Consider the following 14,814-nt stretch of genomic DNA (forward strand, 5'->3'; position numbering starts at 1 on the left):
TGCGCAGCGGCCACAAGCCGCCTCGTCCACGGATCCTCTAGCGGAGCCCAGATAGCCGATGTCCGATACCTCCCAGCCAAAACCCGTTGCCAGCGGCGAAAAATTCCGCACGATTCAGGGCACCACCGCGATCAAGGACGGGCAGAAGCGCCGCGCCTCAAGCGAACCCCAGGTATTCGAACCCAAGCCCAAGTGGCTGCGGGTCAAGGCGCCCGGCGGCAGCCGCTTCGAAGCGGTCAAGCGCAATGTCGGCGAACACCGCCTGAGCACCGTATGCCAGGAATCCCACTGCCCGAACATGGGCGAATGCTGGTCCAACGGCACCGCCACCATCATGCTGATGGGTTCGGTGTGCACCCGCGCCTGCCGCTTCTGCGCGGTGGATACCGGCAATCCCAAGGGCTGGCTGGATCTGGAGGAGCCACAGAACACCGCCAAGTCGGTGGAGCTGATGGCGCTGCGCTATATCGTCCTGACCTCGGTGGACCGCGACGATCTGGACGACGGCGGTGCCGCGCACTACGCCGCCTGTGTACGGGCGATCAAGGAATGCACCCCGCAGGTGGTGGTGGAGGCCCTGACCCCTGATTTCGACGGCGACCCGCAGGCCATCGAGCGCGTGGTGGACTCCGGCCTGGAGGTGTTCGCGCAGAACGTCGAGACGGTCAAGCGCCTGACCCACGAAGTGCGCGACCCGCGCGCCGGCTACGAAAAAACCCTGCGCGTACTCGAACATGCCAAGCGCCATCGCCCGGCGATGCTGACCAAGACCAGCCTGATGCTGGGCCTGGGCGAGACCGACGAGGAAGTTCTAGAAACCATGGATGACCTGCGCGCCATCGGCGTGGACATCCTCACCCTCGGCCAGTACCTGCAGCCGACCCGCAACCACCTGCCGGTCAAGCGCTGGGTCAGCCCGGAACAGTTCAATCACTTCCGCGACCTGGGTCTGCAGAAGGGCTTCATGGAAGTGGCCGCCGGCCCGCTGGTACGCTCCAGCTACCGCGCCGACAAGGTGTTCGAGAAGAACAACCTGGGCCTGGCCGCCCCTGTGCCGGTGCCGGGCCAGCAGCTCGACAGCAGCCTGATTCCGACCCTCAACCTGAACTGACAGGGCCGCACAGCGCCTGACCCCGGGCTTTACCTGGGGTCAGGCGTTTGTTTATCCGCAATCAGGCCATTGAATTGAAAAGGCAATGTGCCCGTACGCATCGGCGCACAGGTGCAGGGGCTGGCTTCGTAGGGTGCACCGTGCGCACCAATGCCAATATCGGTGGCGTCACAGACGCCTGGTGCGCACGGCGCACCCTACCGATTGCGGCCGCAGAGCAGTGTCATGCCTCCCCGCCTGCCATCCCCACGACGGTGGATAAGCCAAGGCTTAGCCGTCTATTGCGCCCTTCAGGGTCTGCTGCTGTGCGTAGTCGAGGTGCTTGACCAACTGTTCACGCAGGCGGGCGCTGACCTCGGCCAACTCTATCGGCCCGGCGACCAGATCGGCCAACTGGGTCATGGCCATGCCGGCATAGCCGCAGGGATTGATGCGCTGGAACGGCTGTAAATCCATGTCCACGTTCAAGGCCAGACCATGGAAGCTGCGGCCATTGCGGATGCGCAGGCCGAGCGAGGCGATCTTCGCGCCGCCCACATAGACCCCCGGGGCATCAGGTTTGGCACTGGCGGTCACGCCATAGCTGGCCAGGGTGGCGATCAGGCTGCGCTCGATGCGATTGACCAGCTCGCGCACACCAAGGCCCGAGCGGCGCACATCCAGCAACAGGTAGACGACCAGCTGGCCGGGACCGTGATAGGTCACCTGGCCACCGCGATCGACCTGCACCACCGGAATATCGCCGGGCAGCAGCAGGTGCTCGGGCTTGCCGGCCTGGCCCTGGGTAAACACCGGCGGGTGCTGCAACAGCCAGACTTCATCCGCCGTTGCGGCATCGCGCTCATTGGTGAAGCGTTGCATGGCCTGCCAGGTCGGCTCGTAGTCGACCTGGCCGAGCTCGCGAAAGCCGAGCGGCAGGCTCATCAGAGCACCATATGCACGATACCGGTCGCGCGCAGGGCGCTATTGATATCGCGCAGCTGATCTTCGCCGGTTGCCACGATGTGCAGCTGTACAGTGGTGTACTTGCCATTACTGCTCTGACGCTCGGCCAGGGTACTGAGATCGACCTTGGCATATTTGCTGAGGATTTCGATCACCGTGTTCTTGTAACCAATACCACTGTCGCCAACCACCTTGATCGGGTAATCGGCGCAGGGGAATTCGATTTTGTGCGATTTGACGTCAGTTTGACTCATGGCAGTAACGGCCTCGTAAGCCGTGGCAACAACAACGCCCCGGCGGGTCGGCAGGGGCGTGCTGGTCACGATATCAGTTGAACAACCCGAAGAAGAACAGGCGAATGCTATCCCACAGACGCCGAAACAGGCCACCTTCCTCGACGGTTTCCAGGGCCACCAGATCGGCGCTGTGCACCACCTCATCACCCAGTTTGACTTCGACCTTGCCGATCACATCACCCTGCTGGATGGGGGCGAGCAGTTGCGGGTTGAGGGTCATGCCGGCCTGCAGCTTGTCCAGCTGACCTTTCGCCATGGTCAGGGTCAGGTCATTGGCCAGGCCAGCCTTGAGCTGACGAGTGGCACCTTTCCAGACCTGGGCCTGAGCCAATTCGGCGCCCTTCTGATAGAAAGTGCGGGTCTCGAAGAAGCGGAAACCATAGGTCAGCAGCTTCTGCGTCTCGGCGGCGCGGGCCTGCTCGCTGTTGGTGCCGAACACCACCGAGATCAGGCGCATGCCGTCGCGCACCGCCGAGGACACCAGGCAGTAGCCGGCCTCGTCGGTATGCCCGGTCTTCAGGCCGTCGACCGTCTTGTCGCGCCACAGCAGCAGGTTGCGGTTGGGTTGCTTGATGCCGTTCCAGAGGAACTCCTTCTGCGCGTAGATCGCATAGTGCTGCGGGTCTTCGTAGATGATCGCGCGCGCCAGCTTGGCCATGTCCTTGGCCGAGGAGTAATGCTCCGGGTCCGGCCAGCCGGTGGCGTTGCGAAACTGGCTGTTGCTCATGCCCAGGCGCTGGGCATGAGTGTTCATCATGTCGGCGAAGGCGTCTTCGCTGCCGGCGATGTGTTCGGCGATGGCCACGCTGGCATCGTTGCCGGACTGGATGATGATGCCGTGCAGCAGGTCGTCGACCGAGACTTCCTTGCCGACCTCGATGAACATCTTCGAGCCGCCCATGCGCCAGGCCTTCTCGCTGATGCGCACCATGTCGCCTTCCTTGATCTGACCGCGGTTGATATCCAGGGTCGCCAGGTAGGCGGTCATCATCTTGGTCAGGCTGGCCGGCGGCAGGCGCTCGTCGGCATTGTGCTCGATAAGGACATTGCCGCTGGCGGCATCCATCAGCACATAGGATTTGGCGGCCAACTGCGGCGCCGCCGGAATCACCATCTGACTGGCCCAGGCAACTGGCGCGCCGAGCAGCAGGAGTGAGAAGAAAACGCGTTGGGTAAAGCTGGTGATATTCATCCGTCTCTCTAGGTTGCTGATGATCATACAGGCCCGCAAGGGCACATTGGGTGACGCTGACAGCCGCGCCCTGCTGCGACTGCGGCTGTGTACTTAGTCCAGGAGCGGGCCGATAAGTGCCGGCTCAGTCCGCCCTGACCAACCTCGGCTGGCCAAGATTGGCCAGGCGCACGCTGAGTTGCAGTTGCTCAGCCTCGTCCCGGCTGCTCACCGGCCCCAGGCGCACGCGATGGAGGATCTGCTGATTGCGCACCACTGAGCTGATGAACACCGGGGCAGCCACCGTATCGCTCAACTTGGCCTTGAGCAACTCCGCAGCGTCCGGATTGGCGAAGGCGCCCACCTGGAGATACAGGCCAGAGGCTGCGCCTGAAGCGTTTTTTTTTGCGTCTATCTGCACCGGCAGCACGGCCGCGGCATGCTGCTCTACTGGCGGCGAGTACTGCTCGAGCGGCGGCGCAAGCGGCTGGGCAACGGTCTTGACCTGAGCCGCGGGTTGCGCGGCCAGCACCAGTGGCACCGCGCGCCCCTGCTGGGCCCACCACTCCTGGGGATCGATGCCCTCGACCTTGACCCGTGCCGTACCGCTCTCGGCATAGCCGAGCTTTTTCGCCGCGGCAAAGGACAGATCGATGATCCGGTCCGAATAGAAGGGTCCGCGGTCGTTGACCCGCAGAATCACGCTCTTGCCGTTTTCCAGGTTGGTCACCCGCACATAGCTGGGCAGCGGCAAGGTCTTGTGCGCGGCGGTCATGCCGTACAGGTCATAGGTTTCGCCATTGGCGGTGGCCTGACCGTGGAACTTGGTGCCGTACCAGGACGCCGGCCCGGTTGCCTGATAGCGGCGCGCGTCGGGGATCGGGTAGTACTGCTTGCCAAACACCACATAGGGGCTGGCCTTGACCGCGCCATAGTGCGGCATGGGCACGGCATCCTGGATCAGCGAGACATCGACATCCCACCAGGGCGCCCCGTCCTTGTGCGGGCGACTGAAGTCGCCAGGACCGCTGATAGTCGCGCTCGGCTTGACCGGCGCCTGCGGTTGCGGCGCTCGGCTGGACGTGCAGCTCGCCAGCACCAGGGCGAGGACAGCGCAGGCGGCGAGCTTGAGTGGCAGACCCGGCATTATTGGCCCCCTCGCGCGTCGACCAGCAACTCGGCCAACTGATTGACCGCCATGGCGTACATCACGCTGCGGTTATAGCGGGTGATGACGAAGAAGTTCGGCAACCCCAGCCAGTATTCGTCGCCCTCGGCGCCTTCGAGGCGGAAGGCGGTGACCGGCATTTCGCCGTCCAGCGTGTCACGGCTCGACCAGCCCAGGCGGCGCAACTCGTCGACGTTCAGCTGCGGGTCGAGGCCGGCGCTCAGGCCCTGCTCGACCTGTTCGCCGGCGACCGTGGCGCGGCTTGCCACCGGCTCGCCGGGCAGCCAGCCGTGACGCTTGAAGTAGCTGGCCACGCTGCCGATGGCGTCCACCGGGTTGGTCCAGATATTGATATGGCCGTCACCGTCGAAGTCCACCGCGTAGGCGCGGAAACTGCTCGGCATGAATTGCGGCAAGCCCATGGCCCCGGCGTAGGAACCCTTGAGGGTCATCGGATCGACCTGCTCCTCACGCGAGAGCATGAGGAATTCGCGCAACTCCTTGCGAAAGAAGGGCGCGCGCGGCGGGTAATCGAAGGCCAGGGTCGACAGCGCATCCACCACCCGGTAGCTGCCGGTGTTGCCGCCGTAGAAGGTTTCCACCCCGATGATCGCCACTATCATTGGCGCCGGCACGCCGTATTCGGCCTCGGCGCGCGCCAGGGTCGCCTCATGCTCGCGCCAGAAATCCACGCCACGGGCGATGCGCGAGTCGGTGATGAAAATCGGCCGGTAGTCCTTCCAGGGTTTGACCTTCTCCGCCGGCCGCGAGATGGCGTCGAGGATCGACTGCTTGCGTTGCACTTCGGCGAACAGGCGCCCCAGTTGCTCCGTGGCAAAACCGTACTCGCGGTTCATCTCGCCGATGAACTCGCTGACCTGCGGCGAATCCTGGTAATCGGCGGCGAGCGTCGGCTGCACCACGGCGAAGGCGGCGGCCAGACCGAGCCAATGTGTGTGCCGTGCAGCCCAGCCACGCAATATATGCATTGAATTCATAACCCCAATTTAAGCCTGTGCAATCCACTTACGGTGCGTGTGGATCGACATCAGAATGCCAAACCCTGCCAGCAGGGTAATCAGCGAAGTACCGCCATAGCTGATGAAGGGCAGCGGCACCCCCACCACCGGCAGCAAACCGCTGACCATACCGATATTGACGAACACATAGACGAAGAACGTCATGGTCAGCGCGCCGGCAAGAAGCTTACCGAACAGCGTCTGCGCTTGCACGGTAATCACCAAACCTCGCGCGATCAACAGCAGGTAAACCAGCAGTAACAAACAAACGCCGACCAGGCCGAATTCCTCGGCGAGCACGGCGATGATGAAGTCGGTATGGCTTTCCGGCAAGAAGTCCAGGTGCGACTGGGTGCCGAGCAGCCAGCCCTTGCCGAAGACTCCGCCCGAGCCGATCGCCGCCTTCGACTGGATGATGTTCCAGCCGCTGCCCAGCGGATCGCTCTCGGGATTGAGAAAGGTCAGTACCCGCTGCTTCTGGTACTCGCGCAAAACGAAGAACCACATGGCCACGGCGACCGGTACCAGCGCCGCCAGCGCACCGATGATCCAGCGCCACTGCAGGCCGGCGATGAACAACACGAATACCCCCGAAACGATTACCAGCATCGAGGTGCCCAGGTCCGGCTGCAGCAAAATCAGCACGAACGGCAGCAGGGTCAGCGCCAGGCTGATCGCGATGTGTTTCAAACTCGGCGGCAGGCTGCGCTTGGCCAGGTACCAGGCGATGGTCGCCGGCATGATGATCTTCATGAACTCCGAGGGCTGGAAGCGGATCACCCCGGGAATATTGATCCAGCGGGTCGCACCCATGGCGTTGTGGCCCATGACGTCCACCACCACCAGCAGACCGACGCCCGCGACATAGGCCAGAGGCACCCAGCGCGCCATGAAGCGCGGCTCCAGCTGGGCGATGATGAACATGCCCACCAGGCCGATGCCAAAGGAGCTGGCCTGCTTGATCAACAGGTCGAGGTTCTTGCCGCTGGCCGAATAGAGAATGAACAGGCTGCCGACCGCCAGAATCAGCAACAGCAGCAGCAGAATGCCGTCGACATGCAGGCGCTGCAGCAGGCTTGCGCGGCGGCGCAGCACGTCCTCGCTGGACAGCACGCGATCGAAGTTACTGTTCATCGCTGGCTGACCTCCGCACTCATGGGCGTGGCGTACTCGGCCTTGAGCTCGCCGCTGTCGTCGAGCAGCCAGGCATCCATCACCTGCTTGACCACCGGCGCGGCCACACCCGAGCCGGACTCGCCATTTTCCACCATCACCGCCACGGCGATCTGCGGGTTGTCCGCCGGGGCGAACGCGACGAACAGGGCGTGGTCGCGGTGGCGCTCCCGGACCTTCTCGCGGTCGTACTTCTCGCCCTGCCTGATCGCCACCACCTGCGCCGTGCCGCTCTTGCCGGCAATGCGATAGGCCGAACTGTCGCCGACCTTGCGCGCGGTGCCGCGCGGACCGTGCATCACCTGCTCCATGCCGAACCGCGCCGAATCCCAGCTTTGCGGGTCACGCAACTGGATATCCGGCAGCGGAGCGCTGTCGACCGGCGGCAAACCCTCGACGGTCTTGGCCAGGTGCGGACGAATCCACTTGCCGCGGGTGGCCATCAGCGCGGTGGCCTGGGCCAGTTGCAGCGGGGTGGTCTGCATATAGCCCTGACCGATGCCGAGGATCAGGGTTTCCCCCGGGTACCACGGCTGCCGGTAGCGCGACCGTTTCCACTCGCGCGACGGCATCAGCCCGGCCGTTTCCTCGAACATGTCCAGCGACACCCGCTGGCCCAGGCCGAAACGGGTCATGTAGTCGTGCATGCGGTCGATGCCCATCTTGTGCGCCAGATCGTAAAAATAGGTGTCGTTGGAGCGCATGATCGCCATATCCAGGCTCACCCAGCCGTCGCCGCTGCGGTTCCAGTTGCGGTACTTGTGGCTGTGATTGGGCAGTTGGTAGAAGCCCGGGTCGAACACTCGCGAAGTGGGGGTGATCACCCCGGCATCCAGGGCGGCCACCGCCATCATCGGCTTGATCGTCGAACCCGGTGGGTAGAGGCCACGCAGGACCCGGTTGAACAGCGGCTGGTCGATCGAGTCGCGCAGCTCGGCATAGGCCTTGAAGCTGATGCCGGTGACGAACGGGTTGGGGTCGAAGCTCGGCTGACTGACCATCGCCAGCACCTCGCCGGTGCTTGGCTGGATCGCCACTATGGCGCCACGGCGGCCACCCAGCGCGGCTTCGGCGGCTTCCTGCAGGCGCACATCGATGGTCAGCATGACATCCTTGCCCGGCAGCGGATCGATGCGCTTGAGCACCCGCAGCACCCGGCCACGGGCGTTGGTTTCGACCTCCTCGTAGCCGACCTCGCCGTGCAACTGCGCTTCGTAGAAGCGCTCGATCCCGGTCTTGCCGATATGGTGGGTACCGCTGTACGCCACCGGATCGAGCTCCTTGAGTTCTTTCTCGTTGATCCGCCCGACATAGCCCACCGAATGGGCGAAGTGCTCGCGCTGGGGATAATGCCGCACCAGCTGCGCCGCCACCTCGACCCCGGGCAGGCGGAACTGGTTGACCGCGATGGTGGCAATCTGCGCTTCGCTCAGCTCGAACAACACCGGCACCGGCTCGAATGGCCGCCGGCCCTGGCGCACGCGCTTCTCGAACAGTTCCCGCTCATCGCTGCTCAGCCCCAGCACCTCGACGATCACGTCCAGCACCTGGGCCCAGTCGCCGGCCCGTTCGCGGGTCAGGGTCAGGCTGAAACTCGGCCGGTTGTCGGCGACCAGCACCCCGTTGCGGTCGAAGATCAGCCCGCGCGTCGGCGGAATCGGCTGCACGTGCACCCGGTTGTTTTCCGACAGGGTCGAGTGATACTCGTACTGCACCACCTGCAGGTGATACATGCGGGCGATCAGGACCGCGGTCAGCAGCAGAAACACCAGGGCACCGACCAGGGCACGCCGGCGAATCAGGCGCGCGTCTTTTTCGTGGTCCTTGAGGCGAATCGGCTGCGGCATCGATGACTGCTGATTAGTGGTGGAAAATCTAGGGGCAAATCATTTGTGGTACGGGTGGCCGGACAGCACCGTCCAGGCCCGGTACAGCTGCTCGCCGAGCACGATCCGCACCAGCGGGTGCGGCAGGGTCAAGGGCGACAGCGACCAGCGCTGCTCGCTGCGCGCCTGCACTTCCGGCGCCAGGCCTTCGGGGCCGCCGACCATGAGGTTGACGGTGCGCGCATCCAGGCGCCACTTGTCCAGCTCCACGGCCAACTGCTCGGTACTCCACGGCCGCCCTTCGACTTCCAGGGTGACGATGCGTTCCCCTGGCGCAACCCTGGCCAGCATGGCTTCGCCTTCCTGGCGAATCATCCGCGCCACGTCGGCGTTCTTGCCGCGGGTGGTCAGGGGAATCTCGACCAGCTCCAGGGCCAGCTCCGCCGGCATGCGCTTGGCGTACTCCTGCCAACCGTCCTCGACCCAGCGCGGCATCTTCGAGCCGACGGCAATCAGTTTGATCCGCACGCTGCTGCGTCCTTACTCTTGTTCCGGCTCGGGGCTGAACTGCGCACGGCTCTGCTCGGCACCCTGCCACAGGCGCTCGAGGTCGTAGAACTGACGGGCGGTAGGCAGCATCACGTGGACGACGATGTCGCCCAGGTCGAGCAGCGCCCATTCGCCGGTGTCCAGCCCTTCGCTGCCGAGCGGGCGCACGCCCTGCTCCTTGACCTTCTCCAGCACGTTGTCGACCAGCGACTTGACGTGACGGCTGGAGGTACCGCTGGCGATCACCATGTAGTCGGTGATGCTGGTCTTGTCGCGCACATCGATGGTGGTGATGTCTTGCGCCTTGATGTCTTCCAGGGCAGCGATGGCCAGTTTGACCAGGTCTTCGCTGAGCATTTTTTGCGTCTTCATAAGTAACTCGTTTGCCTTGTGTTCAGTTCGACGCACGGTAGAGCCCGTGCGCATGGATATAGGTGAGTACCGCATCGGGTAGCAGAAAACGTACCGACTTGCCGCCCGCCAACAGCGTGCGGATCTGCGTGGCGGACACCGCCAGGGGCGTCTGCCAGATAAAGGAAATCTGTCCGCCGGCCCCCTCCATGGCCAGCGGGTCGCTGATGCTGCGGGCTGCCAGCAGGTTGCGCAAGGTTTCCGGCGCTTCGCTGTCGGCATCCGGGCGCTGCAACACCAGGATATGGCAGTGCTCCAGCAGCTCGCTCCAGCGATGCCAGGTGGGCAAGCCGCAGAAGGCATCCCAGCCGATGAGCAGGAACAACTGGTCGTCGGCCGCCAGCTCGGCGCGCAACGACTCCAGGGTGTCGATGCTGTACGACGGCTTGTCACGCTTGAGTTCGCGGTCGTCGACCCGCAGCGGCGGCAAGCCGGCCACCGCCAGTTCGACCATGGCCAGGCGATCCTGCGCCGAAACCTGCGGCGCCTCGCGGTGCGGTGGCCGCGCACTGGGGATCAGGCGCAACTCGTCGAGGGCCATGAACTCTGCCACTTCCAGCGCACTGCGCAGGTGGCCGATATGCACCGGATCGAAGGTGCCGCCGAAGATCCCGATTTTTTTCGCCATCAGCCGCGCAGCTGGCCGTCGCCGATCACCACATACTTCTCGCAGGTCAGGCCTTCCAGGCCCACCGGGCCACGGGCGTGCAGCTTGTCGGTGGAAATACCGATCTCCGCGCCCAGGCCGTACTCGAAGCCATCGGCGAAGCAGGTGGGCGCATTGAGCATCACCGAGCTGGAGTCGACCTCGGCGAGGAAACGCCGGGCGCGGCCCTGGTGCTCGGTGACGATGGCGTCGGTGTGGTGCGAGCCGTAGCGATTGATGTGCTCGATGGCCTGATCCAGGCCATCGACCACCCGGATCGACAGGATCGGCGCCAGGTACTCCGTGCTCCAGTCCTCTTCCGTCGCCGCTTTGGCCGGGATCAGCGCGCAGGTACGCGCGCAGCCGCGCAGCTCGACGCCCTTCTCGGTGAACATCTGCTCGATGGCCGGCAGAAATGCCGCCGCCATGGCCTGATCGACCAACAGGGTTTCCATCGCACCGCAGATGCCGTAGCGGTAGGTCTTGGCGTTGAAGGCGATGCCCAGGGCCTTGGGCAACTCGGCCAGGGCGTCGACATACACATGGCAGATGCCGTCCAGGTGCTTGATCACCGGCACCCGCGCATCGCGGCTGATGCGCTCGATCAGGCCCTTGCCGCCGCGCGGCACTATCACGTCGACGAACTCGGGCATGCTAATAAGCGCAGCGACGGCGGCGCGGTCGGTGGTTTCCACCACCTGCACGGCGGCGGCCGGCAACTCGGCGGCGGCCAGGCCGCGCTGGATGCAGGCGGCTATGGCACGGTTGGAATGAATGGCTTCCGAGCCGCCGCGCAGGATGGTGGCGTTGCCGGATTTCAGGCACAGGCTGGCGGCGTCGATGGTCACGTTGGGCCGCGACTCGTAGATGATGCCGATCACGCCCAGGGGCACGCGCATCTTGCCAACCTGAATACCCGACGGACGGTAGCTCATGTCGCGGATGGCGCCGACCGGATCGGCCAGCGCCGCGACCTGACGCAGACCTTCGATCATGCCGTCGATGCGCGCCGGGGTCAGCGCCAGACGGTCGAGCAGCGCCGGCTCCAGGCCATTGGCCCGACCGGCGGCCAGGTCCTGCTCGTTGGCGGCGTTCAGCTCGACGCGGGCGGCATCCAGGGCCTCGGCAGTGGCCTGCAGGGCACGATTCTTCTGCGCGGTGCTGGCACGGGCGACCACGCCGGCGGCGGCGCGGGCGGCTCGGCCCAGGCGGGTCATATAGTCGAGTACGGACTCGGTCATGGTCTCGGTGGCCTGGCAATAGGGAAAGCGGCTGATTATAGCGGCGCCACGGCCCCGCGCACAGCGGCGCCGGGCGGATAGTCGACAAGCCGTGACAATCGCCCGCCTGCCCGGGTCGGCCAAGACACGAGCAAGACGCTTGTTGCTATCATCGCCCCAACCCAAGGCCCGCGTTCATCCAGCGAACCCACATGCCTGACACCGCCGCCCCAAGCCTGCCCTGGCTACATGCCAGGCCCCTTGCCGACGCCTTCTTCGACCGCGACGCGCGTCAGCTCGCCCGCGAGCTGCTCGGCAAGGTGATTCGCCACCGCTGCGGCGAACTCTGGCTGAGCGCGCGGATCATCGAGACCGAGGCCTACTACCTGGCAGAGAAAGGCAGCCACGCCTCGCTCGGCTACACGGAAAAACGCAAGGCCCTGTTCCTCGGCGGCGGGCACATCTACATGTATTACGCCCGCGGCGGCGACTCGCTGAACTTCAGCGCCGGCGGCCCGGGTAACGCGGTACTGATCAAATCAGCCTACCCCTGGCTCGACCCGGTTTCGCCCAGCGCCAGCCTGGCGCGGATGCAGGCCAACAACCCGGATGCCCAGGGCCGGCCACGCTCGCTGGAACGCCTGTGTGGCGGGCAGACCCTGCTGTGCAAGGCCCTGGGCCTGAAAGTGCCGGACTGGGATGCCCGGCGTTTCGATCCGCAGCGCCTGTTCGTCGAGGATCTCGGCGAGCGCCCGGCGCAGATCGTGCAGACGTCGCGCCTGGGCATTCCCGCCGGGCGCGACGAGCAGCTGCCGTACCGCTTCGTCGACGCCGCCTTTGCCCGCCATTGCACGCGCAACCCGCTGCGGCGCGGTCAGGTCGAGGGCCAGGACTTCTTCCTGCTCGCCCCCGAGGATGAGCACCGATGAGCCAATGGCTGGCTGACGTGACCCTCTGGCTCACGGCCAACCCCGAGTGGCTGGGCCTGGCGATCGCCCTGATCGCCTGCCTCGAGTGCCTGGCGATTGCCGGCATCCTGGTGCCCGGCACCCTCTTGCTGTTCGCCGTCGCCGTACTCGCCGGCAACGGCGCCCTGAGCCTCGGCCAGACCCTGGCGCTGGCCTACGCCGGCGGAGTGCTCGGCGATCTGCTGTCCTACGCCACCGGTCGCTACTTCCACCAGGACATCCGCCGCCTGCCGGGGTTGCGTCACCACCCCGAATGGATGATGGGGGCGGAGTTCTACTTCCAGCGCTACGGCATCGCCAGCCTGCTGGTCGGCCGCTTTATCGGCCCGCTGCGGCCGATGCTGCCGATGATCGCCGGCATGCTCAACATGCCCGTCGGACGCTTTGTGCTGGTCAGCCTGCTCGCCTCGGCCGGCTGGGCGATCGCCTACCTGTTGCCGGGCTGGGCCACCGGTGCGGCGTTGCGCCTGCCCCTGCCCACGGGGTTCTGGCCTCAAGCGGCGGTACTTGCCGCCGGCCTGGCCGCCCTGCTGCTGCTCAGCGTGCATGAGAGCCTGGGCGAACGCCGTCGCGCCAGCTGGATTGCCGCGGGCTTGAGCCTGCTGCTGCTGTTCGGCTTGTTTCTCGGTTGGCAACGCCTCGACCAACTCGATCGCGGCCTGCTCGCCCTGGTGCAGGAACAGCGCAGCGCCGGCCTCGACAGCCTGATGGTGCTGATCACCCGCCTCGGCGATTTCCACAGCCAACTGGCCGTTGCCGCACTGCTCTGCCTGTTGCTGCTGCTGGCTCGGCAGTGGCGGGCGACGTTGTTTGCCGGCGGCGCCCTGCTCGCGACCGCCCTGGTCAACAGCGCGCTGAAAGCCCTGCTGGCCCGCCAGCGCCCGGAGGTACTGCTCGAGCCCCTGAACAGCTTCAGCCTGCCCAGCGGTCACAGTTCGGCGGCCTTCGCCTTCTTTCTGGTCCTCGGCGTACTCGCCGGCCGCGGCCAGCCGGCGCGCCTGCGCCTGGCCTGGCTGCTGCTGGCCAGCCTGCCAGCCATGACCATTGCCCTGTCGCGGGTGTATCTGGGCGTGCATTGGCCGAGCGACATCATCGCCGGCGCCCTGCTGGCAGGTGGCCTGTGCGCGCTCAGCCTGAGCCTGACGCAATGGCCCACGCCACTGCCGGCGTTGCCCGCCAAGGTGTGGTGGTTGATCCTGCCGGCGTGCCTGGGGCTGCTCGGCGCCATTGCCACCTGGCAACTGTCGGAAGCGCTACTGCTCTATCGCTATTGAGAGGCGGTGAAAAAACTCCCGCCTACGGCGGCCGTCGCCAAACGCCCGCGGCGGTGTTTCGCTATGTTCACGAGCCCTGAGCCGCGCCGCCCTCGCTCTGCATCTGGGCGAGCCAGACTTGCAACTGGGTCAGGCGCGCCTGCGCCGTGTCGAGTTCGAGCAACTGGAGTTTCTGCTCGCGCGCCAAGGGCAGCAGGTAGGCCAGTCGATTGGCCAGGGCCGCTTGACCGCTGACCGCGTCGGTCATGCCCAGGGCGGTGACCAGCGGGTGCTCGGCCAGGGCCTCGAGCAACGCGAGCAAATCCGCATGCTCGACACCCAAGGGCTGTTCCGCCGCGTCCTCCAGCCAATCGACCTCGGCGACGGTCAGTTGATCCGGCAATACCTGGGCATGGCGAACCTTGAAGCGGCGGCCACCTTCGACACGAATCCCCAGCAAGCCGTTGGGCCGCTGCTGAAAGTCACAGATCCGCGCCTCGCAACCAATCGCCGAGAACTGGCTGGCGGCCTCGCCGACTTCCTGCCCCTCGAGGAGGCAGACCACGCCGAAGCCTTCGCCCTGCTTCATGCAGCGGCTGATCATGTCCAGGTAGCGCGCCTCGAATATCTGCAAATCGAGCGGGCACCCCGGGAACAACAGGGTATTGAGCGGGAACAGGGGAAGCTTCATGGGGGCCTCTCAGCGATTGTGAACATATCGAGCGCCGTCGCAGCCGACGTGTTTGGCGATCCGCAGGGTGTCATTCGCCGCAGGCAGTGCACCTCGGTTCAGTGACGCGGCAGTAAGCTGGCGGGTTGTCGCTGCGCGCCGAACGGATCGCCGCCCGAGCCGCCCTACCTCCAAATGGAACCCCGCCCAAATGCCCTACGCCCCGAACGGACTACCGATGGTCGAAGCAATTGCAGTAGCCGGAGATTTTTCACAGCCGCTCAGACCAGGAAGATGATCGCCAGCGGCAACAGCACCGCGGTGAGCATGCCCATCAGGCTCATCGCCAGCGCGGCGAACGCGCCGCATTCTTCGCTTTCCTGCATGG

Annotated in this window: 16 protein-coding genes; 3 read left to right on the forward strand and 13 right to left on the reverse strand. The window is 65.3% G+C overall.

What is annotated here, in order from left to right; genetic code table 11:
* Positions 1-58: 58 nt before the first annotated feature.
* The gene (gene lipA / locus ABZE94_RS01420) at positions 59-1,111 is read left to right on the forward strand and encodes a lipoyl synthase (protein WP_372873750.1); all 1,053 of its coding nucleotides are present in this window, start codon (positions 59-61) and stop codon (positions 1,109-1,111) included.
* A gap of 270 nt (positions 1,112-1,381) precedes the next feature.
* On the opposite strand, the gene lipB is transcribed toward lipA, so the two are convergent.
* The 11 genes from lipB to ABZE94_RS01475 all read right to left on the reverse strand — a co-directional run bounded on the left by lipB (position 1,382) and on the right by ABZE94_RS01475 (position 11,556).
* Positions 1,382-2,035, reverse strand: a complete 654-nt coding sequence (gene lipB, locus ABZE94_RS01425) for a lipoyl(octanoyl) transferase LipB (RefSeq protein ID WP_372873751.1) — start codon at positions 2,033-2,035, stop codon at positions 1,382-1,384.
* A complete protein-coding gene (locus tag ABZE94_RS01430; protein ID WP_372873752.1) occupies positions 2,035-2,310 on the reverse strand; it encodes a DUF493 domain-containing protein in 276 nt (91 codons plus the stop codon). The genes lipB and ABZE94_RS01430 overlap by 1 nt, the downstream gene beginning before the upstream one ends.
* A gap of 73 nt (positions 2,311-2,383) precedes the next feature.
* Entirely contained in the window at positions 2,384-3,544 is a 1,161-nt protein-coding gene (locus ABZE94_RS01435) for a D-alanyl-D-alanine carboxypeptidase family protein (protein ID WP_372873753.1), read from the reverse strand.
* 124 nt (positions 3,545-3,668) lie between these two features.
* Positions 3,669-4,670, reverse strand: coding sequence for a septal ring lytic transglycosylase RlpA family protein (locus ABZE94_RS01440; protein ID WP_372873754.1), 1,002 nt, complete (start codon positions 4,668-4,670; stop codon positions 3,669-3,671).
* Positions 4,670-5,680: a lytic murein transglycosylase B gene (mltB, locus tag ABZE94_RS01445; RefSeq protein WP_372873755.1), complete on the reverse strand. Its 1,011-nt coding sequence runs from the start codon at positions 5,678-5,680 to the stop codon at positions 4,670-4,672. Before mltB ends, ABZE94_RS01440 begins: the two co-directional genes overlap by 1 nt.
* An 18-nt stretch (positions 5,681-5,698) precedes the next feature.
* Entirely contained in the window at positions 5,699-6,802 is a 1,104-nt protein-coding gene (gene rodA / locus ABZE94_RS01450; RefSeq protein ID WP_372873765.1) for a rod shape-determining protein RodA, read from the reverse strand.
* Between the two features lie 38 nt (positions 6,803-6,840).
* Positions 6,841-8,730 carry a penicillin-binding protein 2 gene (mrdA, locus tag ABZE94_RS01455; RefSeq protein WP_372873756.1) on the reverse strand — a complete coding sequence of 630 codons (1,890 nt, stop codon included), beginning with the start codon at positions 8,728-8,730 and terminating at the stop codon, positions 6,841-6,843.
* 39 nt (positions 8,731-8,769) lie between these two features.
* On the reverse strand, positions 8,770-9,237 hold the full coding sequence (gene rlmH / locus ABZE94_RS01460; protein ID WP_372873757.1) for a 23S rRNA (pseudouridine(1915)-N(3))-methyltransferase RlmH: 468 nt from the start codon (positions 9,235-9,237) through the stop codon (positions 8,770-8,772).
* Positions 9,238-9,249: 12 nt separating this feature from the next.
* Positions 9,250-9,615: a ribosome silencing factor gene (gene rsfS, locus ABZE94_RS01465; protein WP_318947969.1), complete on the reverse strand. Its 366-nt coding sequence runs from the start codon at positions 9,613-9,615 to the stop codon at positions 9,250-9,252.
* Positions 9,616-9,652: 37 nt separating this feature from the next.
* Positions 9,653-10,297, reverse strand: coding sequence for a nicotinate-nucleotide adenylyltransferase (nadD, locus tag ABZE94_RS01470; RefSeq protein ID WP_372873758.1), 645 nt, complete (start codon positions 10,295-10,297; stop codon positions 9,653-9,655).
* Positions 10,297-11,556 carry a glutamate-5-semialdehyde dehydrogenase gene (locus tag ABZE94_RS01475; protein ID WP_372873759.1) on the reverse strand — a complete coding sequence of 420 codons (1,260 nt, stop codon included), beginning with the start codon at positions 11,554-11,556 and terminating at the stop codon, positions 10,297-10,299. Before ABZE94_RS01475 ends, nadD begins: the two co-directional genes overlap by 1 nt.
* A gap of 191 nt (positions 11,557-11,747) precedes the next feature.
* Between ABZE94_RS01475 and ABZE94_RS01480 the strand changes: the two genes are divergently transcribed.
* Together ABZE94_RS01480 and ABZE94_RS01485 are read left to right on the forward strand one after the other, a co-directional pair.
* Positions 11,748-12,464, forward strand: a complete 717-nt coding sequence (locus ABZE94_RS01480; protein WP_372873760.1) for a DNA-3-methyladenine glycosylase — start codon at positions 11,748-11,750, stop codon at positions 12,462-12,464.
* A complete protein-coding gene (locus tag ABZE94_RS01485) occupies positions 12,461-13,777 on the forward strand; it encodes a bifunctional DedA family/phosphatase PAP2 family protein (RefSeq protein WP_372873761.1) in 1,317 nt (438 codons plus the stop codon). The genes ABZE94_RS01480 and ABZE94_RS01485 overlap by 4 nt, the downstream gene beginning before the upstream one ends.
* Before the next feature lie 67 nt (positions 13,778-13,844).
* Here the strand turns inward: ABZE94_RS01485 and ABZE94_RS01490 are convergent, their stop codons facing one another.
* The gene (locus tag ABZE94_RS01490) at positions 13,845-14,447 is read right to left on the reverse strand and encodes an LON peptidase substrate-binding domain-containing protein (RefSeq protein ID WP_372873762.1); all 603 of its coding nucleotides are present in this window, start codon (positions 14,445-14,447) and stop codon (positions 13,845-13,847) included.
* A gap of 260 nt (positions 14,448-14,707) precedes the next feature.
* On the reverse strand, positions 14,708-14,814 hold a 107-nt coding region (locus tag ABZE94_RS01495; RefSeq protein WP_372873766.1), incomplete at its 5' end, for an LrgB family protein.

Origin of the sequence: Pseudomonas sp. (assembly GCF_041601375.1) — a bacterium.
Taxonomy (GTDB): Bacteria; Pseudomonadota; Gammaproteobacteria; order Pseudomonadales; family Pseudomonadaceae; genus Aquipseudomonas.

What these genes read in the sequence shown, in the direction of transcription:
- mltB (WP_372873755.1), bottom strand. Translation starts at nt 5,680, where the DNA reads ATGCATATATTGCGTGGCTGGGCTGCACGGCACACACATTGGCTCGGT.
- lipA (WP_372873750.1), top strand. Translation starts at nt 59, where the DNA reads ATGTCCGATACCTCCCAGCCAAAACCCGTTGCCAGCGGCGAAAAATTC.
- ABZE94_RS01475 (WP_372873759.1), bottom strand. Translation starts at nt 11,556, where the DNA reads ATGACCGAGTCCGTACTCGACTATATGACCCGCCTGGGCCGAGCCGCC.
- ABZE94_RS01485 (WP_372873761.1), top strand. Translation starts at nt 12,461, where the DNA reads ATGAGCCAATGGCTGGCTGACGTGACCCTCTGGCTCACGGCCAACCCC.
- ABZE94_RS01440 (WP_372873754.1), bottom strand. Translation starts at nt 4,670, where the DNA reads ATGCCGGGTCTGCCACTCAAGCTCGCCGCCTGCGCTGTCCTCGCCCTG.
- lipB (WP_372873751.1), bottom strand. Translation starts at nt 2,035, where the DNA reads ATGAGCCTGCCGCTCGGCTTTCGCGAGCTCGGCCAGGTCGACTACGAG.
- ABZE94_RS01430 (WP_372873752.1), bottom strand. Translation starts at nt 2,310, where the DNA reads ATGAGTCAAACTGACGTCAAATCGCACAAAATCGAATTCCCCTGCGCC.
- ABZE94_RS01435 (WP_372873753.1), bottom strand. Translation starts at nt 3,544, where the DNA reads ATGAATATCACCAGCTTTACCCAACGCGTTTTCTTCTCACTCCTGCTG.
- ABZE94_RS01480 (WP_372873760.1), top strand. Translation starts at nt 11,748, where the DNA reads ATGCCTGACACCGCCGCCCCAAGCCTGCCCTGGCTACATGCCAGGCCC.
- ABZE94_RS01490 (WP_372873762.1), bottom strand. Translation starts at nt 14,447, where the DNA reads ATGAAGCTTCCCCTGTTCCCGCTCAATACCCTGTTGTTCCCGGGGTGC.
- nadD (WP_372873758.1), bottom strand. Translation starts at nt 10,297, where the DNA reads ATGGCGAAAAAAATCGGGATCTTCGGCGGCACCTTCGATCCGGTGCAT.
- mrdA (WP_372873756.1), bottom strand. Translation starts at nt 8,730, where the DNA reads ATGCCGCAGCCGATTCGCCTCAAGGACCACGAAAAAGACGCGCGCCTG.
- rsfS (WP_318947969.1), bottom strand. Translation starts at nt 9,615, where the DNA reads ATGCTCAGCGAAGACCTGGTCAAACTGGCCATCGCTGCCCTGGAAGAC.